Below are 25248 nucleotides of genomic sequence, written 5' to 3'. Positions count from 1 at the left end.
TCAAACCCCTTGGGTAACGGTGGTCGCCCGCGTGGCGTGCTGGCGACGCCCGTGGACAAGACTGAAAATCAGCGGAACCAGAATCAGCGTGGCGATGGTGGCAAACGCCAAGCCACCAATCACCGCACGGCCGAGCGGCGCGTTCTGCTCGCCGCCCTCCCCCAGGCCCAGGGCCATGGGCGCCATGCCGATGATCATCGAAATGGCGGTCATCAACACCGGCCGCAGCCGGGTAAAGCCGGCTTCCAATGCGGCCTGCACGGCATCGCCATGCACTGCCAGGCGCTCGCGGCAGAAGCTCACCACCAGGATGGCGTTGGCGGTGGCCACGCCCATGCACATGATCGCCCCCGTCAGCGCCGGCACCGACAGCGGTGTATGGGTGACAAACAGCATCCACACGATCCCCGCCAGTGCGGCCGGCAAGGCGGTGATGATCACGAACGGGTCGCTCCACGACTGGAAGTTGACCACGATCAACAGGTAGATCAGCACCACCGCCCCCAGCAGGCCGAACAGCAAGCCGCTGAACGCGGCGTTCATGGTCTGCACCTGGCCCTGCAACAGCACCTTGGAACCGGTGGGCACTTCACTGGCGTGGGCGGCGATGATCTTCTGGATATCGGCCGCCACGGCGCCCAGGTCACGACCCTGGATCGCGGTGAGCACTTCGACCACTGGCTGGATATCCGACTGGGTAATGACCGAGTTGCTGTGGCTGCGCTGGATATTGGCCAGGCCGCCCAGGGTCTGATCGGTGGCCGCGCCGGCACTGCCGCTGAGCGGCAGGTTATGCAGGGCCGCCAGGCTTTCCAGGCTGTACTGCGGGGTTTGCATGACGATCGGGTAGGAAATGCCGTTGGCCGGGTTCAACCAGAACGTCGGCGCCACCTGGCTGGAACCGGCCAGGTTGACCACCAGGCTGTTGGTCACATCGCGCTCGGTCAGGCCGACCAATTGCGCGCGGGTGCGGTCCACGTCGATGTTGAATGTGGGCAACTGCCGTGACTGCTGGATACGCGCGTCCACCACTCCGGGCACGCGGCGGATATCCCGCAGCAATGCACTGGCATAGGTGAAGTTGGCGGCCAGGTTATTGCCGGTGACTTGCACGTCCACCGGCGCCGATGAACCGAAGTTGAGGATCTGCCCGACGATGTCCGACGCCGGGAACGAGAACACCGCACTCGGGAATTCCCGTGGCAGGCTTTCACGCAGCTCACGCATGTACTCGGCGGTCGGACGATGGCCTTCGTTGAGGCTGATCTGGATGTCGCTGTCCTGGGAACCCACGGTGCCGGTGTTGTTGTACACCACGTTGATGCCGCTGATGGACAGGCCGATGTTGTCCACCAGGGCCTTGAGGTCTTCGCCCGGGATCTTGCGGCGGATCGAGTTCTCGATGTCGGCAATCAGGTGCGCATTGCTTTCCACCCGTGTGCCCACCGGAGCACGCACGTGCAGCAGGATCAGCCCGGAGTCGACCTCGGGGAAAAAGTTGCGGCCTAAAAACGGCACCAGCGCAAACGACACCGCGACAAACGCCAGCAAGCCCACCACCACGGCGCGGCGATGGTGCAAGGCGCTGTCGAGCACGCCGTGGTAGCGCTCGCGGAACGCTTCAAAGTGCCGCTCGAACCCACGCTGGAATTTCACCAGCGGGTTGCGCGACGGCGCATGCCCGTCTTCGCCGTGCACATGGGGCTTGAGCAGGTAGTTGGCGAGGGTCGGCACCAGGGTCCGCGACAGGATGAACGAGGCGATCATCGCGAAGATCACCGCTTCGGCCATCGGCACGAACAGGAAACGCGCCACGCCGTCGAGGAAGAACATCGGCACGAACACGATGCAGATGCACAGCAGCGAGACGAACGCCGGGGTCACGATCTGCGCCGCGCCGTCGAGAATCGCCGTCTCCACCGGCTTGCCCTGCTCCAGGTGCCAGTTGATGTTTTCGATGGTCACCGTGGCGTCGTCCACCAGGATCCCCACGGCCAGCGCCAGGCCGCCAAGGGTCATGATGTTGAGGGTTTCGCCCAAGGCCGAGAGCGTCGCAATCGAGGCCAGGATCGCCAAGGGAATCGACGTGGCAATGATCACGGTGGAACGCCAACTGCCGAGGAAGAGCAGGATCATCAGGCTGGTCAGCGCCGCCGCGATCAAGCCTTCACGGGCCACGCCGCCGATGGCCGAGCGCACGAACAGCGATTGGTCGCCGATCAGGTCGATGTTCAGGTTGGGCGGCAAGGCGGCTTTGTTATCGGCCAGCTTGTCCTTGACCCCGGCGATCACGCCCAGGGTGGAGGCCGAACCGGTCTTGAGCACGGTCAGCAGCACCGAACGGTTGCCGTTCACGTGCACGATGTTGGTTTGCGGCGGGTTGCCGTCGCGCACGGTGGCCACGTCACGGATCAGCACGGTGGTGCCGTCGGCGGTCTTGATCGGCAGGTTTTCCAGGTCATGGAAGTCTGACGGCGAGTTGTTCAACTGCAGGTTGAACTCGTAGCTGCCGATCTTTTGCGTGCCCACCGGGGTGATCAGGTTCTGGGTGGCCAGGGCGGTGGCGACGTCTTGCGCCGACAGGCCACGGGCTTGCATGCGCGCCGAGTCGAGGTCGATCTGCACCTGCCGGCTCTTGCCGCCGAACGGGTACGGCAGCGCCGCACCCGGCACGGTGGTGAGCATCAGGCGCACGGAGTTGATGCCGATATCGCCCAGTTGCTGCTCACTCAGGCCCGGGCCCGATAAGGCCAGCTGCACGATGGGCACGGTGGACGCGCTGTAGTTGAGCACCAGCGGCGGCACCGTACCCGGCGGCAGTTGGCGCAGGATCGCCTGGGACACCGAGGTCACCTGGGCGTTGGCGGTACTGATGTTGACCCCGGGCTGGAAGAAGATCTTCACGATGCCGTAGCCGTTCATCGACTGCGCTTCGATGTGCCGGATGTCGTTGACCGTGGTGGTCAGCACCCGCTCGAACGGCGAGGTGATGCGCCCCGCCATCTGGTCCGGCGGCAAGCCGGTGTACTGCCAGATCACGGCAATCACCGGGATGCGAATTTCCGGAAAGATGTCGGTTGGCGTTCGCCAGGCCGCCAGCGGGCCGATGATCAGGATGAAAATGGCCAATACCAGAAAGGTATAGGGGCGCCGCAACGCGATGCGCACGAGGCTCAGCATAGGAGGTGATCCAGACAGGGGGTTGGATGTTCAAGCCGGCAGGGCCGTGCCTTTTTTCCGCCTCGCCCCATGCGCTTCCTGGGGAATTTGCAACGACATCCGGGTCACAAAGAGGCATACGCCACGATATCGAATTTAGTGGCGTACGCAACTAATTTGTTTCAAGCTGTCTCAGTCTTCATCTGGAAGGGCATATTCGGCCGAAAAGCCTTGTCCTGAAGGGTTCGAACGGCATAATTGCCACGTCGTTTTTGTATCAGAGAGTATCCGCCCTTGAAAGCTGCAAAGCCTTGCTCCGAGAGCCCCAGCGCCTGTGTGAACGGTGCCGTGCGTCGCACGTCGCGCCGCCTGGGCCAGATCTATGACGAGGCGTATGCCCCCTGCGGTTTGAAAGCCACCCAGTACGCAGTGCTCAACCAGATTGCCAAGGCCGGCACGCCGAAGATGGGTGAGTTGGCACAAAACCTGGTGATGGACCTGTCGGCCCTGGGCCACACGCTCAAGCCGCTGGTGCGTGACGGGCTGGTGGAGTTGCGCGTGGACGAACTGGACCGCCGCACCCGCCGCGTGCTGCTGACCGAGGCCGGTGTGCAGACCCACGCGACGGCCCGGCAGGTGTCATTGAAAATGGCCGAACGCTTCGATCAGGCGTTCGGCCGCGAAGCCGCGGCGCAGTTGCGCCAGACCCTGGACTTCATCGCCTCCGACGAATTTGCCAGGGTGCTGCTGGCAAAGGACGACTAAGCCAGCGGCTGGTGGTTGGTCACGCAGTGAATGCCACCGCCACCTGCCGCGATCGCGTCGATATTGAGCTGCACCACCCTGCGGTTCGGGTAGAGCTGCGACAGCAGGTCCAGCGCCTTGCGGTCGGCCACCGCATCACCAAACTCTGGCGCAATCACCGCGCCGTTGATCACGAAGTAATTGATGTACCCCGCCGCGAAATCCTCATTGCCTCGGCTGAACTTGCTTTTGCGCGGGTTCAGCGGCGGCGACACGGTGTGCACGGTCAGCGGCCGGCCGTCGGCGTCGGTGGCGTTCTTGAGGATGTCCAGGTGCGCCAGGGTGACCTTGTGGTCGTAGGACTCAGGGTCGGTGTCGAGGTTGGCCAGCACCACACCCGGGGCGACGAAGCGCGCGTAGAAATCCACGTGGGCGTCGGTGATGTCCTTGCCCTTGATGCCGGGCAGCCAGATGATCTTGCGCAAGCCCAGGCGCTCCTTGAGTTCGGCTTCGACGTCGGCCTTGCTCCAGTCGGGGTTGCGATTGCGGTTGATCCAGCTGCTTTCGGTCATGATGCCGGTGCCCAGCCCATCCACCTCGATGGCACCACCCTCACCCACCAGTTCACTGCGAATGTGGCGCACACCGGTTTCTTCGGCAACCAGGGCCGCCACGTGCGCGTCGTCTGCGTGCTGCTGCTTGTTGCCCCAGCCGTTGAAGTTGAAGTCCACCGCCGCCTGGCCGCCCGTGCCGTCGATGACGAAATTGGCGCCGGTGTCACGCATCCAGATGTCGTCCAGCTCGGTTTCCACAAAGGTGATGTTGCGCGTACCGCAGTGCTGCTCGGCGAGGGCGCGCTCGTCTTCGCGGCAGAACACGGTGACCGGTTCGTATTGGGCAATCGCTCGGGCGATACGGCCCAGCGCGGCCTGCACGTCGGCGGTGAAGTCTTCCCAGATGGCGTCCTGGGCGCCAAAGGCAATGAACGCCTGGCGGTGTTTTTCACCCTCGTCGGGCATGTAGAAGCGGCCCTTTGTGGCGGCCCGCACGTGGGGAGTGAGCATTGTCATGGCGCAGACCACGCTGGCTTGTTTGATGAAGGTACGACGGGTTGGCATGGTGGTTCCTGCATACGGTATTGAATTGAAAAACGCTCGCTACGGACGCGACCAAACTCGCTTGTAGTGAGCGGGCTTGCCCCGCGCTGGCGGCGTAACGGCCCCACACAATCGGGAGAGCGGCGCACTCCGGCGCGAGCAAGCTCGCTCACTACAAACGTTCGCGCGTCCAAAAATGCGCGATCATTGCTGGGTTTTGAATTTAGTCCACACGCGCATCCGTGCACGCATGTCCGCCTGGGGAATGTCCTTGCCGGCGATCAACCGCTCGAACGTGGCCGCGTCCGGGTAGATGTCGGGGTTGTCGCGCATGCTGGCCTCTACATCCGGCCGGGCCTTGGCGTTGGCCGTGGGGTAACCGGTGAAATTGGTGATGGCGGCCATGTTCTCCGGGCGCATCACGAAGTTGATAAACGCGTAGGCGTATTCCGGGTGCTTGGCATCGACGGGAATGGCCATGGTGTCCATCCACACCGTCGTGCCTTCGCGGGGGATGTGATAACCAAAGGTCACCGGCTTGCCGGCCGCATCGGCGGCGCGCTGAGCCTGGGTCATGTCGCCGCTGTAGCCCAGGGACAGGCACAGGTTGCCGTTGACCAGGTCGGTCACCGGTTGCGACTGGAACTTGCGGATGTACGGGCGCAGCTTGAGCAACACGTCGCTGGCCGCGGCCAGGTCTTCACGCTTGGCACTGCGCGGGTCGCGGCCCAGGTAGTTGAGCACCACGGCCAACACCTCGTCCGGCGAGTCGATCAGCGAGATGCCGCAATCGGCAAATTTGGCCGCCAGCTCAGGCTTGAACAGCAGGTCCAGGCTGTTGACCGGCGCATTTGGCAAGCGCTGCTCGATCTGCCGCGTATTGTAGGTCAAGCCAATGGTGCCCCAGGTGTAGGGCACCGTGGCCTTGTTCGAATTGACGTAATGGGTGCGCAGCTTTTGTAAGCCCGGTTCGATATCACCCAGCGCGGTGAGCTTGGCAGGGTCCAGCGACTGAAGGCTGCCGGCCCGCATCAGGCGCTCGGCCACGGTGTCACCCGGGAAGATCAGGTCATAGCCGCTGCCGCCCGCCATCAGCTTGGCTTCCAGGGTTTCGCTGCCATCCATTACGTCGTAGATCACCTGGATACCGGTCTCGGCCGTGAACTTGGCCAAGGTGTCGGCGGCAAAATAGTCGGCCCAGTTGTAGAGCCTCAGGGTTTTGTCGTCGGCCAAGGCGCAGGCACTCGTGAGCATCAGTACGCAACTCAATAGACGTTTCATGATGGGCGCCCATCCAAGGTGAGTAGGCCGCTGTACATTTCCGGGCGGCGGTCGCGGAAGATGCCCCAGGTCAGGCGGTCTTCGCGCATGGCGGACAAGTCCAGGCGATGCACCCGCACGCCGGTAGTGTCGCGGTCGGCTTCGGCCAGCAACTTGCCTTTGTGGTTGCAGATGAACGAGGAACCGTAGAAGTCCATTTGCAGAGCAGAGTCGGTGCTCGCCACTTCACGCCCGACGCGGTTGGCCGCCACCACCGGCAACAGGTTCGCTGCCGCGTGGCCACGCATGGTCATCTGCCAATGGTCGCGGGAATCAAGGGTCGCACAGCCCGGTTCCGAGCCGATGGCCGTGGGAAACAGCAGCACCTCGGCACCCTGCAACGCCAGGCAACGGGCGGTTTCGGGAAACCACTGGTCCCAGCAGATACCCACACCGAGGCGCCCGAAAGCGGTATCCCATACGCGAAAGCCGGTATCGCCGGGGCTGAAATATTCCTTCTCCTGATAGCCGATGGCATTCGGGATATGGGTCTTGCGGTACACGCCGAGCAAGCGCCCGTCGGCATCGGCCACGCTCAGGGAATTGAAGAACGCATTGCCAGCTTGTTCGAACCAGCTCAACGGCAGCACCACGCCCAGTTCCTTGGCCAACGCAGCGAAGCGTTTGAGCACGCCGCTGTGCTGGTACTCTTCGGCCAATGCCAGATGCTTGTGATGCTGTTCGATACAGAAATACGGCGTGGCGAACAGCTCCTGCAACAGGATCACCTGGGCGCCCTGCGCCGCCGCCTCTCGCACCAACTGCTCGGCACGGTCGAGGTTGCCCGGCAAGTCCCAGGTGCAAGGCATCTGGGTCGTCGCAATCGTCAGCAGGCTCATGGCTGCACCCACTCAGGTTGTTGTTGGGTGATGCAGTGCACGCCGCCGCCGCCATGGGCCAGGTGGTTGATCTGCACCGGCACGATTTCGCGCCCCGGGAACGCCCCGGCCAGGACCTCGGCCGCCACTTGATCGGCGGCAATGCCATAGGCCGGCATGATGATTGCGCCGTTGGCGATGTAGAAGTTGGTATAGGACGCGCAGAACACTTCGGCCTCGGTGTCGACCGCGTCGGTGGCTTCATACAAGTCGATCAGCTCGAAACGCCGGCCATGGGCATCGGTGGCGAGTTCCAGGGCGCGGCGGTTTTCCCGCACCACTTCGGCGTAGACAGAGCCCTGATCATGGGTCGCATCGACCAGCAACACCCCGGGACGGGCGAAGGCGCAGACACCGTCGACATGGCCGTCGGTCATGTCGCCCGTGACGTAGTCCGGATCGCCGGGCAGCCAAATGGTCTTCTTGATGCCCAGCAGCCGCGCGAAGATGTCTTCCATCTCGGCCTTGGTCACGCCGGGGTTGCGATTGGGGTTGAGCAGCACCGATTCGGTGGTGATCAACGTGCCCTCGCCGTCCACGTGGATCGCCCCGCCTTCGTTGCTCAGCGGCGTACCGAAGCACTCCAGCCCCAGGTGATTGAGCACCCGGCGCGCCAGGCTTTCGTCCAGGTCATGGGCCGACTTGCCGCCCCAGGCATTGAAGCGCCAGCTCACCCCGGCCGTACCCAGTTGCGGGTGGCAGACAAAGCTCGGGCCGGAGTCGCGGCACCAGCTGTCGTTGACGGCCTGCTCGATCAGTTCGATGCCAGGACCGCACAGGGCCTTGGCGCCCGCGACTGCGGACGGATCGACCAGCATCTTCACCGGTTCGAAGCGGGCGATCGCATTGGCGACCCGCGCAAAATCCTGCTGCACCTGCACCAGGGTCACGCCCCAGGTGGTTTCCCACAAGGCGCGGTTATGTGGCCACACCATCCAGGTCGCCGCGTGCCGAGCCCACTCCGCAGGCATCCACCAACCATTGCTTTGCATTGCATTCTGCTGCATGACAAGTACCCTTCAGTTAAGTCATTGTGTTCAGTGAAAACTGCGCACGGAGTCTTGGCGTACATGCTATGGCGGGCTGCAAAGCCGGACAAACGATGGATTTTGTAGAAAACTGATTAGAGGAACTTATCAGCATGCTCAACCACTGGCCGCCCCTCGGCACCCTGCGCGGCTTTGAAGCCGCGGCCCGGCTAGGCAGTTTCCACAAGGCTGCCGAAGAACTGCACCTGACCCAATCGGCGATCAGCCAGCAGATCCGCAGCCTGGAGGCGTACCTGGAGCAGCCGCTGTTTTTTCGCAGCGGGCGCAGCGTAAGCCTGACCGACGCCGGCCATGACTTCCTCAGCACCACCCAGGCCCTGCTGCAGCAACTGGCGGTGGGCGTGCGGCGCCTGGGCCAGTACCGCAAACCCAACCAGCTGGTGCTCAACACCACGCCCACCTTTGCGCGTCACTGGCTGTTGCCACGGCTTGCGGATTTTCGCCGGCAACACCCGGAAGTCGACCTGTGGATCTTCAGCACCGACGAAGTACCCGACATGGCCAGCCAGACCATCGACCTGGCGGTGCGCGACGACATCAGCTCCCAGGCCGAATGCAGCTTCAAGGTGCTGCATGCCGATCGCTTGTTTCCCGCCTGTCACCCACGTGTACTGGAACAGCCCCGGGAGCAACGCACCACCCTGCACGGCGAGCGCGAAATGGATTGGAGCCACTGGGCGGTGGAAGCCGGAGTTGATGTGGGCCAACAAGACCAGGGGCTGAATTTCTCCGACCCTGGCCTGTTGCTGGACGCCGTATGTACCGGGCTGGGGATTGGCTTGGTCAGCCAGTTGTTGTGCCGCCAAGCGCAGCAAGACGGCCTGCTTGTGCCCTTGGTGGAGGCAACAATCCGTGGGCCGAGCTGGGCGCTGCTGACCCATCGCGACAGCGAACACGACCCGCTGGCGCGCAGTTTCACGGCGTGGCTGCTGGCCAACCTGATCAGCTAGCTCACAGGTGCAGCGCCACGCCCACGCCTGCTTCGGCGCGTGGTACCTGCACGCGTAGTGCGATCAACAAGGCAGCCAACAGCATCAGTACCCCCGCCCCCAGAAACACCCCGCTTATGCCACTGAGACTGAACATCGCGCCCCCACCGGCCGCTCCTGCCGCGATGGCCGACTGCACCGAAGCCACGACCATGCCACCGGCACTTTCAGCTTGATCCGGCACGGCGCGGGCTACCCAGTTCGACCACGCCACGGGCACTGCGCCAAAAGCCATGCCCCACAGCATCAGCAGCGCTGCCTGCCCTGGCAGGGACGCAGGCAACACCACCAGGGCGAGCGCCGCGACGCCCACCGCCACCGGCATCAACACCAGGGTGCCACGCGGAAAACGCACCAGCATCCAACCGGCCAACAGCGTGCCAACAAAGTTGGCTGCACCGAACCCCAGCAGCATCAGGGCAAGCCCTTCGGTGCCCACGCCCGTGGTGCTTTCCAGGAATGGCCGGATGTAGGTGAACAGCGCAAAGTGCCCGGTGTGTACCAGCACGCAGCCAAACATGCCGATGGCAATACCCGGGCGCAGCAACACCTCCAGTACCGTGCGCAGACGTGCGGCCCCCGTGGGCGCCAGGCGTGGCAGCGTGAACAGCTGGAACGCCAGCGTCACGCCACCGACGGCGGCGGCGGCAACGAACGCACTGCGCCAGCCATACAGCCCCCCGAGGTAGCTGCCCAGCGGCACGGCGACCACCGTGCCCACCGCAATACCACTGAAGATGATCGACAGCGCACGGGGCAGCAGTACCGCCGGCACCAAGCGCATGGCCACCGCGGCCGCCATGCTCCAGAAACCACCCAGGGCGATGCCCAGCAAGATGCGCATCAGCAGCAACACCGCCAGGCTTGAAGAGAACGCCACCAACAGGTTCGAGGCAATCATCAACACGGAAAAGCCCAGCAGCACCACGCGCCGGTCGATGCCCCGCGTGAGGCCGGGCACCAGCAGCCCGGCAAACAGTGCCACCACTGCCGTTACGGTCACGGCCTGGCCAGCCAGCGCCTCGGACACGCCCAGGTCCATCGCCATTGGCGTCAACAAGCTGGCCGGCAGGTACTCCGCCGTCAACAGCCCGAACACCCCCATGGCCAGGGAAAACACCGCCATCCAGGCAGGCGCATCGGGCTCCACCTGGGCAGCGTTAGCGGCTTGAGCGACACAATCATTCATCACACGACATCCTCGGGAAATTAGCGCGACGGCCAGTCTAGGTTCGCCCGTTAGGATGATCTATGATGCAGACCCTTGAGTTTTTGACCGAAACCCCGAACATGAGCGCAGCGGCCCCTTTCAATCTGTCTTCCGACCTGATCGACGAACTGCTGCGCGGCATGCGCCTGAGCGGGGTGCAGTACCGGCGCATCCAGGCCGGACCGAGCTTCGGCATGGGCTTTGAGGCCAAACCCGGACACGCCTACTTCCACTTCCTGGCAGCGGGAACGGCCACCCTGCGCACCGACGACGGCAGCCTGTTTGAGTTGTCGGCGGGCAATGCCGTGTTCATCTCCCACGGCGGCGCCCATGCGCTGTCCTCCGACGCAAACGCGCCTGTGCAAGACATTGGCGGCTTTGGCGCGACCCCGCTGGGCGAGACCGTGTGTGCCGTGGATGCATCTCCCGATAGGCCCCCCAACACCTTGCTGTTCAGCGCCTGCATGGCGTTCGAACTTGGCAGCCTCCAGGGGCTCGGCAGCCTGATGCCGGCCTTGATGCTGATCGATGCCCAGGGCCAGCGTTACCCCGGCCTGATGCCGATCCTGGCGGTGATGGAACGTGAAGTTTCCGCTGCCCGTATGGGCTACTCCGGCATCCTCGCGCGCCTGGCCGATGTGGTCGCTGCCATGATCGTGCGAGGCTGGGTGGAATGCGCCTGCGGTAATGCGTCCGGGTTAGTGGCGGCGCTGCGCGACACGCGATTGGCCGGTGCCCTGCTCGCGCTGCATCAACAACCGGGTCGCGATTGGCGCGTGGACGAATTGGCTGCGCACTGTCACACCTCGCGCTCGGTGTTCGCCGAGCGCTTCCAGGCCACCCTGGGCATCCCGCCCCTGCGTTACGTGACAGAGTTGCGCATGCGCCTGGCGAGCCAATGGCTGACCCTGGAGCGTTTGCCTATCGAAGAAGTGGCGCTGCGGCTGGGTTATACCTCCCAGGCAGCTTTCAGCCGTGCGTTCAAGCGCATTACCGGCCAACCACCTGGGGCCAGCCGTCAGCGCAGCAGGCGCTCGACATGAACGACCGCCTCGACGACATCCTCGCCGACCACCTGGACGTGCTGTTCTGCGGCATCAACCCCGGCAAAGGCTCCGCCGCCCTGGGCCTGCACTTTGCCAATCGCAGCAACCGCTTCTGGCGCACCTTGCACCTGGCCGGTTTCACGCCCCATGAACTCCGCCCGCAGGATGGCCCCATGTTGTTGCACCATGGCTGCGGCCTGACCACCGTGGTGGAGCGCCCCACGGCAAGCGCGGGCGAGTTGGCGCGGCATGAATTCAAGGATGCAGCAGTGGCGTTCGAACAGAAGATCCGCCGTAGCGCACCCCGCTTCGTGGCGTTCCTGGGCAAGGCCGGCTACAGCGCGCTGTCGGGCCAGCGCGACATCGCCTGGGGCTTGCAGCCACAGGCTTTCGGCGGCGCAGCGGTGTGGGTGCTGCCCAACCCCAGCGGGCGCAACCTGGCGTTCAATCTGGAGCAGTTGGTGGAGGCTTATCAAGCCCTGCACGCGGCCATTGCGCACGCCGATCCTGAGCCCTTACTCTCTTGAGCCCGTCACCGTAAGCAATGGAGGCTTTATGAAACTGATCGGCATGCTGGACTCGCCTTACGTACGCCGCGTGGCCATTTCCCTGGAGCTGTATGGCGTGGAATTTGTGCATGAACCGCTGTCGGTGTTTCGCACCTTCAATGAGTTCGCCCAGATCAACCCGGTGGTCAAGGCCCCGACCCTGGTGCTGGACGACGGCACGGTGTTGATGGATTCCAGCCTGATCCTCGACTACCTGGAAACCCTAGCCCCAGCTGACAAAAAGCTGCTACCCCAGGCGCCCGCCGCCCGCGCTCGTGACTTGCAACGGTTGGGCCTGGCCCTGGCGGCGTGCGAGAAAAGCGTGCAGATCGTCTATGAACACAACCTGCGCCCGGCCGAGAAACAGCATGCACCGTGGCTGGATCGGGTCAGCGGGCAATTGCTGGCGGCCTACTCGCTGCTGGAAAAACAACTGCCTGACAGCGAGGCACTGACCCAGGCGTCAATTACGGCCGCCGTCGCCTGGTCGTTCAGCCAGTTCACCGTGGCGTCGGTGGTCAGGGCGGATGCGTTTCCCAACCTGAAGCGCCACGCTGAGCGGCTGGAGGAGCACCCGGCGTTTAGGAAATACCCAATCGAATAATCACCCCCAAACTGAAGGAGCTGGCTTGCCCCGCGCTAGGAGGCGACGCCACCCCAACCTGAGCACCTCGGCCTTTCTGAAAGACCGAGGTGCCCCGGCGCGGGGCAAGCCCGCTCACTACAGAGGCAAGCTGCCTATACCCAGCCGCCGTCCACGATGAAGTTCTGCGCCGAGCACATTGCCGACGCGTCAGAGGCGAGGAACAGCGCCATGTTGGCGATGTGCTCCGGCAGCACACTGCCGGGCAGGCACTGGCTGCGGCTGATCAGTTCCTTGGCGGCATCGTCGACCCACATCGCCAGCTGCTTGTCCGTCATCACCCAACCCGGCACCAGCGTGTTCACACGGATCTGGCTCGGCCCCAGTTCCCGGGCCAGCGCGCGGGTCATGCCGTGGGCGGCAGCCTTGCTGGCGGCGTACACCGGGTAACCGGCCGAGGCCATCATCCACCCCACCGACCCCAGGTTGATGATTGACCCACCGCCTGCACTTTTCATCATCGGCACCACCGCCTTGGCGGCGAAGAACGCGTGCTTGAGGTTGACGGCGATGAGTTTGTCGAAGGTCTGCGAATCGACTTCTTCCAGGGTATGGCGCACGTCATTGGCTGCGTTGTTGATCAACACGGTGATGGGGCCCAGGGACTGCTCGAAGCGTCCGATCGCTGCCTTGTAGGCGAATTCATCGGTGATGTCGCCATGCACGAATTCCACCGTGTGCCCCTGGGCACTCAACAGTGCCGCCAGGCGCTCGCCCTGGCTTTGAGCACGGTCGACAAAGCCCACCTTGGCGCCCTGCGCGGCGAAAGCCCGCACCATGAACTCGCCAATGCCAGAGGCGCCCCCGGAAATCAGTACGGCCTTGCCTTTGAGGTCGGGGTAACTGGCCTGCTGCGTACTCATAAAATGCTGCCTCGCTTAATTAGTCTTATTTTATTTTGCAAAAACGGCTCTAAAGGCTATAAATTCGCTGTCGTATCGACAAAATATCGCACATTAGTAGAACTATTCCACTCAAAACAACAAAAGGAAGTTCGATCATGAAGCACCCTCGATACCTGCTGTCGGGCCTCGCCATGTCCCTGCTGATCGCCAGCGGCGGCGCCCAGGCTGGCGGGCTCACCAGCGAGCACAAACCCTTCGGTAAAACCAATGACGGCACCGCCGTCGAACAGTACGTGTTGCGTAACAGCCATGGCATGCAAGCCACGGTGATCACCTACGGCGGTGTGCTGCAGTCGCTCAAGGTGCCGGACAAGCACGGCAAGGTCGAAGACGTGGTGCTCGGCTTCGACGACGTTCAAGGCTACCAAAGCGGTACCGCGTTTTTTGGCGCGACCATCGGCCGCTTCGGCAACCGCCTGGCCGGGGGAGCCTTTGAGCTCGACGGCAAGCGCTACCAGGTGCCGCTCAACGATGGTCCCAACTCGCTGCATGGCGGCGCCCAGGGCTTTGACAAGCACGTGTGGAAGGCCGCGCCGGTCAAGGGCAAGGACTCGGTGGGCGTCACCCTCACCTACCTGTCCAAGGACGGTGAAATGGGCTTCCCCGGCAACTTGAAGACCGAGGTCACCTACAGCCTCAATGACAACAACGAACTGCACATCGACTACAAGGCCAGCACCGACAAACCCACGGTGCTGAACCTCACCAACCACAGCTACTTCAACCTTGCCGGTGCGGGCAACGGCGACATCCTCAAGCAGGTTGCCACCTTGCATGCCAGCCATTACACGCCGGTGAACGCCACCTTGATCCCCACGGGCGAACTGGCACCCGTCACCGGCACGCCGATGGACTTCCTCAAACCTACGCCTATCGGCCAGCACATCAAGGACGATCACCCGCAGCTGAAATTCGCCGAGCCTAAGCAGGGTGGATTCGACTTCAACTGGGCGCTGGACACCCAAGGCGACGTGAAGCAACTGGCGGCCGAGGTGCATGACCCTGAGTCCGGGCGGCGCCTGCAGCTGTTCACCACCGAGCCGGGCGTGCAGTTCTATACCAGTAACTTCCTTGATGGGACGGTGAAGGGCAAAGCGGGCAAGACGTATCAGCACTGGAGTGGGTTTACGCTGGAGACGCAGCACTTTCCGGATGCGCCGAATCAGCCGACATTTGCCTCGACCCGTTTGAACCCGGGCCAGACCTACACCCAGCACACCATTTTCAGATTCACCGCGGACTAAAACTGTGGGAGCGGGCTTGCTCGCGAATACGGAGTGTCAGGCCCTAATGAGTTGACTGATACACCGTATTCGCGAGCAAGCCCGCTCCCACATTTTGGTCTTCACATGGCTGGAAATCAGCGTTGTTTCATACGGTCGATGACCACCGCCAGCAACAGGATCGAGCCGCGAATCACGTACTGGTAGAAGGTGTCGATGTTCTTCAGGTTCATCGCATTTTCAATGATCGCCAGGATCAGCACCCCGGCAATCACGTGCCGGATCATCCCCACTCCGCCGCTCAACGACACCCCGCCCAGCACGCACGCCGAGATGACCGTCAGCTCGAAGCCTTGGCCAATCATCGGCTGGCCAGAGGTCATGCGCGACGCCAGGATCACCCCGGCCAGCGCGCCAATCACCCCATGCACGGCAAAGATCAGGATCTTGGTGCGATCCACATTCACGCCCGCCAGCAGCGCCGCTTCCGGGTTGCCGCCAATGGCCATGGTGTTGCGCCCGTAGGTGGTGTAGTTGAGCAACCAGCCGAAAAACAGGAAGCACAGGACCGTGATCAGGATCGGCACAGGCACGCCCATCAGTTGGCCGTTACCGAAGATAAAAAACTGATCCTGGGATACGCCCACCGCCTTGCCGTTAGCAAAAATGTACGCGAGGCCGCGCACGATCTGCATGGTCGCCAGCGTCGTGATCAGCGCATTGACCCGCAGCTTGGCGATGACGATGCCGTTGATCAGCCCCACCATCAGGCCCATCAGCAACGCGGCGCCAATCCCGAGCAGGACGCTGTCGGTGTCGCGCATCACAATCGCCGCGACCACGCCGGCGCAGGCGATCACCGAACCGACCGACAAATCGAAATGCCCGGATGCCAGGCAGAACAGCATGGTGCAGGCCGCAATGCCCACGGTCGAAATCGCCAGGCCCAGCCCGCGCATGTTCAACGGCGAGAGGAAGTTGTCGATGAGCAAGGCGCACAGCAAAAAGAGGCTCACGGCGGCCAGCAGCATCGCCCAGTTGTCGAGCAATGCACGCAGGTCCAGGGGCTTGCGCGCCGTGGGCAGCACGTTGTGTTGAGTGGTCATAGCGCTCTCTCAGTGGGCCAGGCTGCGTGGCAGGGCCAGTTGCAGCAAGTTGGATTCAGTGGCGTGCTCGCGGGTGTGTTCGCCGCGCATCGCGCCTTCGCACAGCACCAGGATACGGTCGGAGATGCCCATCACTTCCATCAGGTCGCTGGACACCACGATCACCGCAATACCCTGGGCCGCAAGGTTATGGATGATCTGGTAGATCTCGGCCTTGGCGCCGATATCAATGCCGCGGGTGGGCTCGTCCAGCAGCAGGACTTTCATCGGCATGGACAGCCAGCGGCCGAGAATCGCCTTCTGCTGGTTGCCGCCAGACAGGTACATGATCTTCTGCGCCGCGCTGGGAGTCTTGACCTTCATCGCCTGGATCTGTCGGTCAGCGTTGCCCTTTTCCCAGCCGTCACGCAGCAGCCAGCCGAAGGCGGAATGGGCGCTACGGGCACTGAGGTTGATGTTCTCGGCCACGCTCGACAGCGGGATGATGCCTTCCTTCTTGCGGTCTTCCGGGCACAGCAGCACACCCGCAGCGATGGCATCACGGGGTGACTGCAAGTGCAGCGGTTTACCACACAGCTCCAGTGTCCCGGCGCTCGCGCGTTCCAGGCCGCTGAGCAGCCTGAACAGCTCGGTGCGCCCTGCCCCGACCAAACCGAACAACCCGAGAATCTCGCCCTTGCGCACCTCAAAGCTGACGGGCTCACGCAGGCCGGGGCCCAACAGGCCATCAACCTTGAGTGCGACTTCGCCGTGCTGACGTGGGCGGTAGTCATAGATGTCCTGGATGTCGCGACCGACCATGCACGTCACCAGTTGGTCGTGGGTGAGCGCGGCCATGTCATCGAAGGTACGCACGTAACGACCGTCCTTGAACACGGTGACCGCATTGCAGATGCGGAACACCTCTTCCATGCGGTGGGACACGTACAACACCACTTTGCCCTCGTCCCGCAGGCGCGTGATGATCGCCATCAAGCGGTCGATCTCCCGCGCCGACAGGCTGCTGGTGGGTTCATCAAAGGCAATCACATGGGCACCACGGGACAACGCCTTGGCGATTTCCACCAGTTGGCGCTGGCCCAGGGACAGGCGTCCGAGCTTTTCCGCCGGGTCGATTTCATCCGCCAGGCCCTTGAGGCAAGCGAGGGCTTGCTGACGCAGCCGCCCTCGATTGACCACGCCAAAACGCGATGGCAAATGCCCGAGGAACAGGTTCTCGGCGACGGTCATTTCCGGCACCAGGTGCAGTTCCTGGTGAATCACCGCCACGCCGCTGGCGATACTGTCGGCAGCGCTCTTGAAGGCCATGACCTGCTCGCCAATCTGCAACGTGCCAGTGCTGGGAATGTAGGCGCCGCCGAGGATTTTCAGCAGCGTCGACTTACCCGCGCCGTTCTCGCCCATCAAGGCGTGTACCTGCCCGGGCTGGGCGCTGAAACTGATGCCGTCCAGCGCCTTGACCCCGGGGAAGGTCTTGCCGATACCGTCAAACCGCAAGGCGGCCGCTGTCATTGCCACAGCCCGATCTTGGTCAGCTCTTCCTTGAAGTTGGCGCGGGTGATCAGCGTCACTTCATCCATCGCCGTGTACTTGGCCGGCTCAGTGCCTTTGGTGACCCACTCGTACATCATCAGCGCGGTGTTGTAGCCCTCGATGTGCGGGCTAGGCAGCATCGAACCGAAGAAGCCGCTGTCAGCCTTTTTCAATTCGCCGATGGCGTCGGTGCCATTGATGCCGATGCCGATCACGTTGGCCGCCTTGAAGCCGGCGCTTTCAGTGGCGCGTACGCCGCCCAGCACAGTGTTGTCGTTCATGCCGCCGATGATCAGGTTTTTCGCGGTACCCGGCAGTTTCACCAAGGCCGAGTTGGTGGCGTCCATGCTGCCCGGAACGTCGAGGGTCTTGGCGGCGGTGAACAGGATGTGGTCCTTGGGAATACCCGCCTCTTCCAGGGATTTGACCGAGCCGTCGGTGCGCTTCTTGCCGGTGTCGAGTTCGTTGAAGGTGTTGATCACCGCGTAGGTCTCTTTCCAGTCCCAGCCGCGTTTCTTCGCTTCAGCCGCCATCGCCGCGCCTTGCTTCTGGCCGACTTCAAAAGCGGCCATGCCCAGGTAAGGCACGTCCTCCATGAAGTTGCCCTTGGCATCGACGAAGCGGTCATCCACGGCGATCACTTTCAGGCCGTTGGCCTTGGCCTTGGCGACAATCGCCGGGCCGAGTGACACGTCAGGCGGGCAAATCACAAACCCCTTGGCGCCGTTGGCGGCCAGGCTGTCGATGGCCGACAGGGTTTTCTCGCCATCGGGCACGGCGATCTTGATCACGGTGAAGCCATGTTCCTTGCCGGCTTTTTCAGCGAAGGCCCATTCGGTCTGGAACCACGGTTCTTCCGCCTGCTTGACCAGGAACCCGATCTTCACTTCTTCTGCGGCCAGCAACAGCCCGCTCAAGCTCATGGCCGAGACCGCCACAGCGGCGCAAGCCAGGGAACGCAAACCACGACGACGATTCATACGGGTGACTCCTTGTTGTTGTTTTTAAATGGGCACTTATCCAGCGAAGCGAGTGCAGGGTTTTCCAGGTACATCCACTTCAATCGCCAGCACGGCACCGTCCAAAGGATGATCCAAAGGGCTCGCGGCACTGGTGATGTAGAGGGTGGTGAGGTTCGGCCCACCAAAAACGCAGCTGGTGGGGCGGCTGACGGGCAGCTCGATAATGCGGTCCACGCTGCCATCCGGTGCTATGCGTAGCAGGCAACTGCCATCCCAGCGGGCATTCCAGATATAACCTTCGATGTCCATCGCCGAGCCGTCGGGGCCACCGCGCTCGTGTGGGCCGAACCAGATCTGGGCGGGCGCGAGTTGACCATCCGCTTGAATGCCATGTTGGTACAGCGTGCCATCCATGCTGTCACCAAACAGCACCTGGCTGCCGTCTTCATGCCACAGCAAGGTATTGGGAATGCCCAGGCCACTGAGCAACGGCGTGACCTGTGCATCGGCATCGATGCGAAACAGGCCACCTAATCGCCGGGTGATCGGCAGGTCTTCGCCGCGTTCGCCAATGTTGTTCTGCATGGTGCCCAACCACAGGCGGCCCCTGGCATCGCAGCGTGCTTCATTGCCACGGTTGCCGGGTTGCGGGTCGGCCACGCACAAGAGTGTCAGGGCTTCAGTGGCGAGGTCGAGGCGATACACGCCGCTGCTCAAGGTCACCAAGGCATCGCCGCTCTCACACGGAATGAAGGCCGAGACATGCTCGGGCAACTGCCAAACCTGCAACTGCCCGTCCATCAGGCGCAGCGCTTGTTTGCCGGCGATATTCACCCAATACAACGCTTGGGTCGGCCCATCCCAGAACGGACCTTCGCCCAATTGCGCCCGGTGCGGGGTAACGGCGATACACGACATGTTGCCTCCTGGATTGTTGTTGTTCTCAGGTGTGCGTTACAGCGGGTCGCGTGATGGCGTGCCATCCACCAGCCGCTGGATACGCAACGGGTTGGCGTTTTTCAACGCGTCGGGCAGCAGGCTATCAGGGTAATTCTGGAAGCACACTGGGCGCAGGAAACGGTCGATCGCCAAGGTGCCGACCGAGGTGCCACGGGCATCCGACGTGGCCGGGTACGGCCCGCCGTGCACCATCGCATCGCAGACCTCCACACCGGTCGGGTAACCGTTGAGCAGGATGCGCCCGACCTTCTGTTCCAGCAGCGGCGTGAGTTCGGCGAACTGCTGCAGGTCGGCGGGCTCGCCAATGAGTGTGGCGGTGAGTTGACCGTGCAGGCCGTGCAAGGCGGCGCTGAGCTGGGCCTGGTCGGCCACCTCGACGAACACCGTGGTGGGGCCGAAGACTTCTTCCTGCAGCACCTCATCGCCATCGATCAGCAGGCGCGCATCGGCCTTGAACAACTGCGGTTGTGCTTGGTTGCCGGCCTGTTGACTGCCCGCCAGGTGCTGGATGCCAGGATGGGCCAAGAGTTTTTCCAAGCCCTTACCGTAGCTGCCCAAGGTGCCTGCGTTGAGCATGGTTTGTGGCGGTTGGTCGCCGATCATCTGTGCCACTTGTTGGGTGAACGCGCTGAACTCAGGCGATGCAATCCCGATCACCAGGCCCGGGTTGGTGCAGAACTGCCCGCAGCCCTGGACCACCGAGGCGGTCAGGTCCCGTGCGATGGTGTCGGCTCGCGCAGTCAACGCCTGGGGCAGCACGATCACCGGGTTGATGCTCGACATCTCGGCAAACACCGGAATCGGCTGCGGGCGCGCCGCTGCCATGTCGCACAACGCACGGCCGCCCTTGAGCGAGCCGGTAAAACCCACGACCTGGATGGCCGGGTGCTTGACCAGCGCTTCACCGACGCCACCACCGAAGATCATGTTGAACACACCGGCCGGCATCCCGGTGGTTTGGGCTGCTTGAATGATCGCGTCAGCGACACGCTCGGCCGTCGCCATATGCCCGCTGTGGGCCTTGAACACCACCGGGCAACCTGCCGCCAATGCCGCAGCGGTGTCGCCGCCCGCCGTGGAGAACGCCAGGGGGAAGTTACTCGCGCCGAACACAGCGACCGGGCCGAGGCCGATGCGGTATTGGCGCAAATCCGGGCGCGGCAACGGCTGGCGATCCGGCAGTGCTTTGTCGATGCGAGCGCCGTAAAAATCGCCGCGACGCAGTACGGTCGCAAACAGGCGCATCTGGCTACTGGTACGCCCGCGCTCGCCTTTGATACGCGCAGCCGGCAGTGCAGTCTCGCGGCAGACCAGCTCGATAAAGTCATCACCCAGCGCGTCCAGCTCATCCGCGATTGCATCGAGGAACTGCGCACGGCGTGCTGCACTCAACCCGCGATAGGCAGGGTATGCCGCGGCCGCGGCCTCGGCGGCGGCGTCAACTTCTTGCGTGGTCGCCTGGAAAAAAACCTGGGACAACGCCTCGCCGGTCGTGGCATCGACGCTGTTGAGGGTGACGCTGCCGTTGGCGCTGCGTTGACCGCCGATGTAGTTGTGGCCGAGGAACTGAGTCATGTGGATCTCCGTTAAAGGGTGACGACGTTGCCGGGTTCAAAAGCGGTTTCGGCGCTGCCGACGCGGTTGATCAGCGGCGCGCCGAACTCGCCTTGGCTGATCTCGAACACGTCACCCGGCTGGGTCCGTATACCGTCGGCAAATGACAGGGTGGCGGTGCCGAAGAAATGAATGTGCACATCACCCGGCGTGAGGAACTGGCGGTATTTGAAATGGTGGTATTCGAGGTTCTCCAGGCTGTGGCACATATTGGCTTCACCGCTGAGGAACTCGTTCCGCCAGATTTCCGCGCCGTTGCGCAGGATGCGACTGGTGCCCGCCAGGTGCTCGGGCAACTCGCCCACGCGTAACTCGGGGCCATAGCTGCAACTGCGCAGCTTGGAATGGGCCAGGTACAGGTAGTTCTTGCGCTCCATCACGTGGTCGGAAAACTCGTTGCCCACGGCAAAGCCGACGCGATAGGGCTTGCTGTCCGGGCCGATAACATAGAGGCCGCCGATTTCCGGTTCTTCACCGGCATCCTCGGCAAACGGCGGCACCGGGAACGCGGCACCGGGGCGCACGACGATGCTGCCGTCGCCTTTGTAGAACCACTCGGGTTGCACACCCGCCTGACCGGCTGCCGGTTTACCGCCCTCCACGCCCCACTTGAAGATGCGCATGGTGTCGGTCAACGCCGTGTCGTCACCGGCCTGGTGCATTTTGTCGCGAGCAGCGGCGCTGCCCAGGTGGGTCAGGCCGGTGCCGCTGATCAGCATGTGGGCCGGGTCCGGGTGGTCCAGGGGCGGCAGGATTTTCAAGTCCGCCAGCAAGGTGGCGTAGTCATGACTGTCACCCAGGCCCAGGCTGTCGACCTGTTGCACCAGGCCCACGCCGGCTTCGATGGCGGCCAGCGCCAATTCGCGCACGCTGCGCGCCGCCTGGACTTCACGCACCTGAGTGCCTTGAACCACGCCGACGCGGCGCTCACCGTTGCGAGACTCGAACTGAACTAAACGCATGCCATTTCTCCTGGATTAAGTACGTGTGGCGCCACGGGCGCTGGCGGCGAATTGGTCCACGGGCAGCACGTGCTTGCGTTCCAGCAGGCGGTACACCACGCCGGTCAGCAACAAGCCGAACACCATCACCGCAGACAAGAAGTACAAACCCGACGCCAGGTTGCCGGTGTATTCCTTGAGCGCACCGATCACGAACGGGCCGATATAGCCGCCGAGGTTGCCCACCGAGTTGATCAAGGCAATGCCCGCCGCCGCACTGGCACCGGCAAAAAACCGCCCCGGCAAGGTCCAGAACACCGCCGTGCAGGAAAACAGCGCGAACGCCGCCAGGCACAGCGCGGCCATCTGCAGCACCGGCACATTGAGCCAGGCACTGCAGAACAGGCCGATGGCGCCCAGCACATAGAGCACGGCGAGGTGGCCGTAGCGGTCATTCAAACGGTCGGAACTGCGCGGGATGATCAGCAGGCCGATAATCCCGAAGAGATAAGGCACGGCAGAGATAAAACCGGTGACCAGATCAGTGCCGCCGAACTGCTTGATCAGCGTCGGCAACCACAGGCCGAGACCGTAGATGCTCAGGGTCACCGGCAAGTAGAACAGCGCCAGCAGCAGAACACGCTTGTCTTTGAGGGCATGCAGCGGGTTGCCGTGGCGGGTCTGGCCGTAGGCTTGCAGGTCTTTGGCCAGCTCACCGGTGAGCCAGGCTTTTTCGTCCTCGCTCATCCAGTTGACCTGCCTGGGGCCGTCCGGCAGGTAGCGCAGTACCGGCCAGGTCAGCAGGATCGCCGGGGTGCCGATTACGATAAACAACCACTGCCAACCGTGCAGGCCAAGCATGCCGTCCATGCCCAACAAGCCACCGGAGACCGGCCCGGTGATCATCATCGCAATCGGCTGGGACAGGATGAACAACCCCAGGATCTTGCCGCGATGGCGCACCGGAAACCATTGGGTGATGTAGTAGAGAACCCCCGGAAAGAACCCCGCCTCCGCCGCGCCGAGCAAAAAGCGCATCACGTAGAAGCTGTGCGGCCCCTGCACGAACGCCATGCCGATGGTGATGGCGCCCCAGGTAATCATGATGCGTGCAAACCAGCGACGGGCGCCGAAGCGGTCGAGCATCAGGTTGCTAGGGATCTCGAACAGGAAGTAGCCAATGAAGAACAACCCGGCACCCAAGCCGTACGCCGCATCACCGATGCCGACGTCGGCGCCCATGTGCAACTTGGCAAAGCCCACGGCAGAGCGGTCCACGTAGGCGATCAGGTACAGCAGGATCAGGAAAGGAATCAGTTTCAGCGTGATGCGCCGAATAAGCCGCAGTTCCTGGCTCATGGGGTCGATCTCCGATTGTTGTTTTTATAGAAGCTCGGGACACGCCTCTCGCGAAAAATCGCCAGGGCAATGCCTCAGTTGAGACGGACTATATAGTATGACTATTTGCAAAACAACACTTCCAAAGCTTCGATTTTGCGCTTATGTTTAGACGAAGATAGAACATATAGTCATACAATAAGAGAATCGATCATGCCCGATAAAAAGCCTGGCCTACGCTCCGCCCAGTGGTTTGGTACCGCCGACAAGAACGGCTTCATGTACCGCAGCTGGATGAAGAACCAGGGCATTGCCGACCACCAGTTCCACGGCAAGCCGATCATCGGCATCTGCAACACCTGGTCGGAACTGACGCCGTGCAACGCGCATTTCCGCCAGATCGCCGACCACGTCAAACGCGGCGTGCTCGAAGCCGGTGGCTTCCCCGTGGAATTCCCGGTGTTCTCCAATGGCGAATCCAACCTGCGCCCCACCGCCATGCTCACGCGCAACCTGGCGAGCATGGACGTGGAGGAAGCGATTCGCGGCAACCCGATTGATGGTGTGGTGCTGCTGACCGGCTGCGACAAGACCACCCCGGCCTTGTTGATGGGCGCGGCCAGCTGCGACGTGCCGGCCATCGTGGTCACCGGTGGGCCGATGCTCAACGGCAAGCACAAAGGCCAGGACATCGGCTCGGGCACGGTGGTGTGGCAACTGAGTGAACAGGTCAAGGCCGGTACCATCACCTTGGATGACTTCCTCGCCGCCGAGGGCGGCATGTCACGTTCGGCGGGTACCTGCAACACCATGGGCACCGCGTCGACCATGGCCTGCATGGCCGAAGCACTGGGCACGTCCCTGCCCCACAACGCGGCGATTCCGGCGGTGGATGCACGGCGTTATGTGCTGGCGCATATGTCGGGCATGCGTGCAGTGGAAATGGTGCGTGAAGACTTGAAGCTGTCGAAGATCCTCACCAAGGAAGCGTTTGAAAACGCGATCCGCGTGAATGCGGCCATCGGCGGTTCGACCAACGCGGTCATCCACTTGAAAGCCATTGCCGGGCGTATCGGTGTGGAACTGGACCTGGATGACTGGACGCGCATGGGCCGTGGCATGCCGACCATCGTCGACCTGCAGCCGTCGGGGCGCTTCCTGATGGAAGAGTTCTACTACGCCGGTGGCCTGCCAGCGGTATTGCGGCGTCTCGGTGAAGCCAACCTGATCCCCCATCCGAATGCCTTGACCGTCAACGGCAAATCCCTGGGTGAGAACACCCAGGATTCGCCGATTTATGGCCAGGATGAAGTGATCCGTACCCTCGACAACCCGATCCGCGCGGATGGCGGCATCTGTGTGTTGCGCGGCAACCTCGCGCCACTGGGCGCCGTGCTCAAGCCTTCGGCGGCAAGCCCGGAACTGATGCAGCACCGTGGCCGTGCGGTGGTGTTCGAGAACTTCGACATGTACAAGGCGCGCATCAACGACCCGGAGCTGGACGTGGACGCCAACTCGATCCTGGTCATGAAGAACTGCGGGCCCAAGGGTTACCCGGGCATGGCCGAAGTCGGCAACATGGGCTTGCCGGCCAAACTGCTGGCCCAGGGCGTGACCGACATGGTGCGCATCTCCGACGCGCGCATGAGCGGCACGGCGTACGGCACGGTGGTGTTGCATGTGGCGCCGGAAGCCGCTGCCGGAGGGCCGCTGGCCACGGTCAAGGAAGGTGACTGGATCGAACTGGACTGCGCCAACGGCCGCCTGCACCTGGACATCCCCGACGCAGAGCTGGCGGCGCGCATGGCCGACCTGGCGCCGCCGCAGAAACTCATCGTTGGTGGCTATCGCCAGCTGTACATCGACCATGTGCTGCAGGCCGACCAAGGCTGCGACTTTGACTTTCTGGTGGGGTGCCGCGGGGCGGAAGTCCCAAGGCATTCCCACTAATTGGGATGCTATGATGCGGCGAATTCAAGCCAG

General features: G+C 62.9%; 21 protein-coding genes. 7 read left to right on the top strand and 14 right to left on the bottom strand.

Annotated features, from left to right (window positions below; translation table 11 throughout):
• A complete protein-coding gene (locus tag M2394_RS22000; RefSeq protein WP_178919669.1) occupies positions 1 to 3180 on the bottom strand; it encodes an efflux RND transporter permease subunit in 3180 nt (1059 codons plus the stop codon).
• Between the two features lie 273 nt (positions 3181 to 3453).
• Here M2394_RS22000 and M2394_RS21995 point away from each other — a divergent pair, with 273 nt between their 5' ends.
• Positions 3454 to 3924 carry a MarR family winged helix-turn-helix transcriptional regulator gene (locus tag M2394_RS21995; protein ID WP_218646961.1) on the top strand — a complete coding sequence of 157 codons (471 nt, stop codon included), beginning with the start codon at positions 3454 to 3456 and terminating at the stop codon, positions 3922 to 3924.
• Here M2394_RS21995 and M2394_RS21990 read toward each other — a convergent pair.
• The 4 genes from M2394_RS21990 to M2394_RS21975 all read right to left on the bottom strand — a co-directional run bounded on the left by M2394_RS21990 (position 3921) and on the right by M2394_RS21975 (position 8205).
• Complete coding sequence (locus M2394_RS21990; RefSeq protein WP_259174566.1) at positions 3921 to 5021, bottom strand: agmatine/peptidylarginine deiminase; 1101 nt, start codon at positions 5019 to 5021, stop codon at positions 3921 to 3923. The two genes, M2394_RS21995 and M2394_RS21990, sit on opposite strands and share 4 nt — an antisense overlap.
• A gap of 183 nt (positions 5022 to 5204) precedes the next feature.
• Positions 5205 to 6281 (bottom strand): extracellular solute-binding protein, encoded by a 1077-nt coding sequence (locus M2394_RS21985; RefSeq protein ID WP_259174565.1) that lies wholly within the window; start codon positions 6279 to 6281, stop codon positions 5205 to 5207.
• A complete protein-coding gene (gene aguB / locus M2394_RS21980) occupies positions 6278 to 7159 on the bottom strand; it encodes an N-carbamoylputrescine amidase (RefSeq protein ID WP_259174564.1) in 882 nt (293 codons plus the stop codon). Before aguB ends, M2394_RS21985 begins: the two co-directional genes overlap by 4 nt.
• A complete protein-coding gene (locus M2394_RS21975) occupies positions 7156 to 8205 on the bottom strand; it encodes an agmatine/peptidylarginine deiminase (protein WP_259174562.1) in 1050 nt (349 codons plus the stop codon). The genes aguB and M2394_RS21975 overlap by 4 nt, the downstream gene beginning before the upstream one ends.
• Before the next feature lie 134 nt (positions 8206 to 8339).
• Between M2394_RS21975 and M2394_RS21970 the strand changes: the two genes are divergently transcribed.
• Complete coding sequence (locus tag M2394_RS21970; RefSeq protein ID WP_259174561.1) at positions 8340 to 9197, top strand: LysR substrate-binding domain-containing protein; 858 nt, start codon at positions 8340 to 8342, stop codon at positions 9195 to 9197.
• 1 nt (position 9198) lies between these two features.
• On the opposite strand, the gene M2394_RS21965 is transcribed toward M2394_RS21970, so the two are convergent.
• Complete coding sequence (locus tag M2394_RS21965) at positions 9199 to 10425, bottom strand: MFS transporter (protein ID WP_259174559.1); 1227 nt, start codon at positions 10423 to 10425, stop codon at positions 9199 to 9201.
• A 65-nt stretch (positions 10426 to 10490) separates the two neighbouring features.
• On the opposite strand from M2394_RS21965, the gene M2394_RS21960 reads away from it, so the two are divergent.
• Genes M2394_RS21960 through M2394_RS21950 form a run of 3 tightly spaced genes read left to right on the top strand, consistent with a single transcriptional unit; the run spans position 10491 to position 12644 of the window.
• On the top strand, positions 10491 to 11489 hold the full coding sequence (locus tag M2394_RS21960; RefSeq protein WP_259174626.1) for an AraC family transcriptional regulator: 999 nt from the start codon (positions 10491 to 10493) through the stop codon (positions 11487 to 11489).
• Positions 11486 to 12019, top strand: coding sequence for a G/U mismatch-specific DNA glycosylase (mug, locus tag M2394_RS21955; protein ID WP_259174558.1), 534 nt, complete (start codon positions 11486 to 11488; stop codon positions 12017 to 12019). Before M2394_RS21960 ends, mug begins: the two co-directional genes overlap by 4 nt.
• Positions 12020 to 12047: 28 nt before the next feature.
• On the top strand, positions 12048 to 12644 hold the full coding sequence (locus tag M2394_RS21950; protein ID WP_259174557.1) for a glutathione S-transferase family protein: 597 nt from the start codon (positions 12048 to 12050) through the stop codon (positions 12642 to 12644).
• Positions 12645 to 12778: 134 nt separating this feature from the next.
• Here M2394_RS21950 and M2394_RS21945 read toward each other — a convergent pair whose 3' ends face one another.
• Complete coding sequence (locus M2394_RS21945) at positions 12779 to 13546, bottom strand: SDR family NAD(P)-dependent oxidoreductase (protein WP_259174556.1); 768 nt, start codon at positions 13544 to 13546, stop codon at positions 12779 to 12781.
• A 137-nt stretch (positions 13547 to 13683) separates the two neighbouring features.
• On the opposite strand from M2394_RS21945, the gene M2394_RS21940 reads away from it, so the two are divergent.
• Positions 13684 to 14832, top strand: a complete 1149-nt coding sequence (locus M2394_RS21940; protein WP_178919659.1) for an aldose epimerase family protein — start codon at positions 13684 to 13686, stop codon at positions 14830 to 14832.
• A gap of 116 nt (positions 14833 to 14948) precedes the next feature.
• Here the strand turns inward: M2394_RS21940 and araH are convergent, their stop codons facing one another.
• Genes araH through M2394_RS21905 form a run of 7 tightly spaced genes read right to left on the bottom strand, consistent with a single transcriptional unit; the run spans position 14949 to position 23286 of the window.
• The gene (gene araH / locus M2394_RS21935; RefSeq protein WP_178919658.1) at positions 14949 to 15917 is read right to left on the bottom strand and encodes an L-arabinose ABC transporter permease AraH; all 969 of its coding nucleotides are present in this window, start codon (positions 15915 to 15917) and stop codon (positions 14949 to 14951) included.
• A gap of 9 nt (positions 15918 to 15926) precedes the next feature.
• A complete protein-coding gene (gene araG, locus M2394_RS21930) occupies positions 15927 to 17429 on the bottom strand; it encodes an L-arabinose ABC transporter ATP-binding protein AraG (protein WP_259174555.1) in 1503 nt (500 codons plus the stop codon).
• Positions 17426 to 18430: a substrate-binding domain-containing protein gene (locus tag M2394_RS21925; protein ID WP_178919657.1), complete on the bottom strand. Its 1005-nt coding sequence runs from the start codon at positions 18428 to 18430 to the stop codon at positions 17426 to 17428. Before M2394_RS21925 ends, araG begins: the two co-directional genes overlap by 4 nt.
• A 36-nt stretch (positions 18431 to 18466) precedes the next feature.
• Positions 18467 to 19330, bottom strand: a complete 864-nt coding sequence (locus tag M2394_RS21920; RefSeq protein WP_259174554.1) for an SMP-30/gluconolactonase/LRE family protein — start codon at positions 19328 to 19330, stop codon at positions 18467 to 18469.
• A 36-nt stretch (positions 19331 to 19366) separates the two neighbouring features.
• The gene (locus M2394_RS21915) at positions 19367 to 20947 is read right to left on the bottom strand and encodes an aldehyde dehydrogenase (NADP(+)) (protein ID WP_259174553.1); all 1581 of its coding nucleotides are present in this window, start codon (positions 20945 to 20947) and stop codon (positions 19367 to 19369) included.
• Positions 20948 to 20958: 11 nt separating this feature from the next.
• Positions 20959 to 21948, bottom strand: a complete 990-nt coding sequence (araD1, locus tag M2394_RS21910; RefSeq protein ID WP_259174552.1) for an AraD1 family protein — start codon at positions 21946 to 21948, stop codon at positions 20959 to 20961.
• Between the two features lie 15 nt (positions 21949 to 21963).
• Positions 21964 to 23286: an MFS transporter gene (locus M2394_RS21905; protein ID WP_178919653.1), complete on the bottom strand. Its 1323-nt coding sequence runs from the start codon at positions 23284 to 23286 to the stop codon at positions 21964 to 21966.
• 192 nt (positions 23287 to 23478) lie between these two features.
• Here M2394_RS21905 and M2394_RS21900 point away from each other — a divergent pair, with 192 nt between their 5' ends.
• Positions 23479 to 25215: an IlvD/Edd family dehydratase gene (locus M2394_RS21900; RefSeq protein ID WP_259174550.1), complete on the top strand. Its 1737-nt coding sequence runs from the start codon at positions 23479 to 23481 to the stop codon at positions 25213 to 25215.
• Positions 25216 to 25248: the final 33 nt, after the last annotated feature.

This window comes from Pseudomonas sp. BIGb0164, assembly GCF_024810135.1.
In the GTDB taxonomy this organism is placed as follows: Bacteria; Pseudomonadota; Gammaproteobacteria; order Pseudomonadales; family Pseudomonadaceae; genus Aquipseudomonas.
The sequence above is the reverse complement of the archived record's forward strand: the minus strand, read 5'-3'. Positions and strand labels throughout refer to the sequence as shown.

Coding starts and splice junctions, on each gene's coding strand:
- M2394_RS22000 (WP_178919669.1), bottom strand. CDS start 3,180: ATGCTGAGCCTCGTGCGCATCGCGTTGCGGCGCCCCTATACCTTTCTG.
- M2394_RS21990 (WP_259174566.1), bottom strand. CDS start 5,021: ATGCCAACCCGTCGTACCTTCATCAAACAAGCCAGCGTGGTCTGCGCC.
- M2394_RS21985 (WP_259174565.1), bottom strand. CDS start 6,281: ATGAAACGTCTATTGAGTTGCGTACTGATGCTCACGAGTGCCTGCGCC.
- aguB (WP_259174564.1), bottom strand. CDS start 7,159: ATGAGCCTGCTGACGATTGCGACGACCCAGATGCCTTGCACCTGGGAC.
- M2394_RS21975 (WP_259174562.1), bottom strand. CDS start 8,205: ATGCAGCAGAATGCAATGCAAAGCAATGGTTGGTGGATGCCTGCGGAG.
- M2394_RS21970 (WP_259174561.1), top strand. CDS start 8,340: ATGCTCAACCACTGGCCGCCCCTCGGCACCCTGCGCGGCTTTGAAGCC.
- M2394_RS21965 (WP_259174559.1), bottom strand. CDS start 10,425: ATGAATGATTGTGTCGCTCAAGCCGCTAACGCTGCCCAGGTGGAGCCC.
- M2394_RS21960 (WP_259174626.1), top strand. CDS start 10,491: ATGCAGACCCTTGAGTTTTTGACCGAAACCCCGAACATGAGCGCAGCG.
- mug (WP_259174558.1), top strand. CDS start 11,486: ATGAACGACCGCCTCGACGACATCCTCGCCGACCACCTGGACGTGCTG.
- M2394_RS21950 (WP_259174557.1), top strand. CDS start 12,048: ATGAAACTGATCGGCATGCTGGACTCGCCTTACGTACGCCGCGTGGCC.
- M2394_RS21945 (WP_259174556.1), bottom strand. CDS start 13,546: ATGAGTACGCAGCAGGCCAGTTACCCCGACCTCAAAGGCAAGGCCGTA.
- M2394_RS21940 (WP_178919659.1), top strand. CDS start 13,684: ATGAAGCACCCTCGATACCTGCTGTCGGGCCTCGCCATGTCCCTGCTG.
- araH (WP_178919658.1), bottom strand. CDS start 15,917: ATGACCACTCAACACAACGTGCTGCCCACGGCGCGCAAGCCCCTGGAC.
- araG (WP_259174555.1), bottom strand. CDS start 17,429: ATGACAGCGGCCGCCTTGCGGTTTGACGGTATCGGCAAGACCTTCCCC.
- M2394_RS21925 (WP_178919657.1), bottom strand. CDS start 18,430: ATGAATCGTCGTCGTGGTTTGCGTTCCCTGGCTTGCGCCGCTGTGGCG.
- M2394_RS21920 (WP_259174554.1), bottom strand. CDS start 19,330: ATGTCGTGTATCGCCGTTACCCCGCACCGGGCGCAATTGGGCGAAGGT.
- M2394_RS21915 (WP_259174553.1), bottom strand. CDS start 20,947: ATGACTCAGTTCCTCGGCCACAACTACATCGGCGGTCAACGCAGCGCC.
- araD1 (WP_259174552.1), bottom strand. CDS start 21,948: ATGCGTTTAGTTCAGTTCGAGTCTCGCAACGGTGAGCGCCGCGTCGGC.
- M2394_RS21905 (WP_178919653.1), bottom strand. CDS start 23,286: ATGAGCCAGGAACTGCGGCTTATTCGGCGCATCACGCTGAAACTGATT.
- M2394_RS21900 (WP_259174550.1), top strand. CDS start 23,479: ATGCCCGATAAAAAGCCTGGCCTACGCTCCGCCCAGTGGTTTGGTACC.